The sequence below is a fragment of the Mycobacterium sp. genome (genome assembly GCF_039583805.1).
Classification (GTDB): Bacteria; Actinomycetota; Actinomycetes; order Mycobacteriales; family Mycobacteriaceae; genus Mycobacterium.
In genome coordinates, this window is sequence record NZ_JAVKSH010000040.1 from 15,481 (window position 1) to 18,104 (window position 2,624).

Sequence of the window (2,624 nt, forward strand, 5' to 3'; positions counted from 1 at the left end):
CCCGACCGTCGCAGTGACCCCGACCGTCGCGGTGACGGAGCCGACCTGGATGGCCTCACCGCCGGAGGTGCATTCAGCGGTGTTGAGCAGCGGTCCGGGTCCTGGGTCGCTGCTGGCGGCGGCGGGCGCATGGAATGTGCTGAGTGCGGAGTATTCTGCCGCCGCGGAGGAACTCAGCGCGTTGCTGGCCGCGGTGCAGAGCGGCGAGTGGCAGGGTCCCAGCGCGGAGTCGTATGTGGCGGCGAATGTGCCGTACCTGGCCTGGCTGGTGCAGGCCGGCGCCGACAGCGCGGCGGCCGCTACCCAGCTCGACACCGTAGCCGCGGCCTACACGGTCGCGCTGGCGGCCATGCCGACGCTGGCGGAGTTGACGGCCAACCACGCCGTCCACGCGGTGTTGGCGGCGACGAACTTCTTCGGGATCAACACCATTCCGCTTGCCCTCAACGAGGCCGACTACCTGCGGATGTGGATTCAGGCGGCCACCGTGATGGCGACCTACCAGACGGTCTCCACCGCCGCGGTGGTGTCGACGCCGCAGACTCAGCCGCCGCCGCAGATCCTGAAAGCCCGCAGCCACACCAGCAACCCCGCCGCGAGCGGCACAAGGCAGCAGGACAGCGGTCCGGGTCCGGACAGCCTGAGCTGGTACACGACTCGAATCGCCGACGTCGCCGACGCCATTCAGGGGGACTTGGCGCATGTCCAGTCGAATCCGGCCGGGGCGATCACGCACCTGCTGACCGATCCGGTACTGACCACCCTGGTTCCGCACTGGGCGGGTGAGGCGATCAGCGTGGTCGGCCCGCAACTGGGGGAACTGACGGCGCTGTCGTTCGGGTTGATTGCCCCGCTCGGGTCTTCGGCCGGCTTGGCGGGGCTGGCCGGCCTGGGGGGGCTGGCGCAATCCGGCCCGGCCTTAATGCCCGACCTGCCCGGGGTGACCAGCCCGGCGCTGTCCCCGATGGGCCCGGTTGTCGCGACGGCGCCGACCGTCGCCGCGCCGGCGGCCGCCCCGGTACCGGCACCCGCGGCCGCATCGGAGCCGGGCACGGTGGCGGCCGCTGCGCTGCCGCCAGCGCTGCCCGCACCGGCCGCGGGCGCGCAGGGTTTCGCCCCTCCCTACCCGGTGGGGCCTCCCGGCGTCGGCTTCGGCTCGGGGATGAGCTCCGGCGCCACCGCGAAACACGCCCAGTCCGAGGGCGTTGCCGCGGCGGTTGCGGCGGGCACCCGCGAACTGGCGCAGGCGCGTCAGCGTCACCGGGTCACCCGCAAACAGCTGGGCCGCGGCTACGAGTACATGGATCTGGACACGGATATCGGCGCACAGCCCAGCGCATCGCCCGCCGCAGCCGCGGTGCTGTGGTCGGATCGGGATGCGGGAGCGTCAGGGTTCTCCGGCACCGCGGCAACCGCGGGTGTCACCCGGGCTGCGGGGCTGAGGACGCTGACCCGCGACACATTCGGCGCAGCCCCGACCGTGCCGATGGTGCCGGGCACCTGGGCCGGCGGGCCCGACGGGGAGGGCGAGCTCCGCTGACACCGCAACGCGTAACTTCCCGATCCGCAACGCATTCGGGGACTCACGGTGATCTCCAATCTGATCGGCCAGCCAAAGCTGTTGTGCGCGAACATACTCCGGTGTCAATCGCTGCGTGCTGCGTCGAGCGGTGCGGTTATGGGATTTGCTGTGACGGGGGTAGGGCATGCCGGGTCGTCGGCGTCGGGTAGACAAGGATTCCGCGCCCGGCAGCAACGCAGCTCGCCGGCGCGGCGCTCGCCCGGTGAGCTTGGCCGCGACGATCGGAGCGTCTTGCGCGTTCGGGGTGGCACCGCTGGTCGGCGCGCCGGCGGTGCACGCCGATGTCGAAGACCTGATCCTGGACTCCATCGCGGTTGCGGCGTCCGCCGCGTCGGCGGCGGACGCGCCGGGGCTGAATCCCGCTCTCGACCAGACACTCGGCCTGATCAACCTCACGCTTGCGAGCCTGTTCCAGGGCGGCATCGCCGACCCGGTTCAGCAGCTCGCGCAGGACTGGATCACCAGCCCGCTCGGCATCCAGGTCGACGACGTCGTCAATCAACCGTTCGCGACCGACTCAGTGTGCGGCCTGATCTGCAACGGCACGACCGGCACGCTGGACCACCCCGACGGCGGCGCCGGCGGTGAGTTGTTGGGCGACGGCGGAGCCGGTTTCGACGCGGCCCGCGACCCGGGTGTGGCCGGCGGGGACGGCGGTGCGGCCGGGCTGATCGGTAACGGCGGGGCGGGTGGGGACGCCGGCGCCGGCGCTGACGGCGGTACCGGCGGAACCGGAGGCCTGCTGGTGGGTAACGGCGGCGCCGGCGGCGCCGGTGGCGATGGGCTGGCCGGCGAGAACGGCGGCGACGGCGGTGCCGGCGGCCCAAGCGGCTCCTACTTCGGCAACGGCGGCGACGGCGGTGCCGGGGGCAACGGCGGTGCGGGCGGAGCCGGGCTGGCCGGCGGGAACGGCGGCGACGGCGGTGCGGGCGGCACCGCGACCACCGCGGTGAGCGGGGGCGGCGGGGCCGGCGGTAACGGCGGCGACGGGGGTGCCGGTACCGCCGCGAATCCTGCCGGCGGCAGCGGCGGCGACGGCGGC

2 protein-coding genes are annotated in these 2,624 nt (G+C 73.3%); both read left to right on the forward strand.

The window, feature by feature from the left end; genetic code table 11:
* Nucleotides 1-31 precede the first annotated feature (31 nt).
* Complete coding sequence (locus tag ABDW21_RS07475; RefSeq protein WP_343600876.1) at nt 32-1,540, forward strand: PPE family protein; 1,509 nt, start codon at nt 32-34, stop codon at nt 1,538-1,540.
* 244 nt (nt 1,541-1,784) lie between these two features.
* On the forward strand, nt 1,785-2,624 hold an 840-nt coding region (locus ABDW21_RS07480), incomplete at its 3' end, for a PGRS repeat-containing protein (RefSeq protein WP_343710255.1).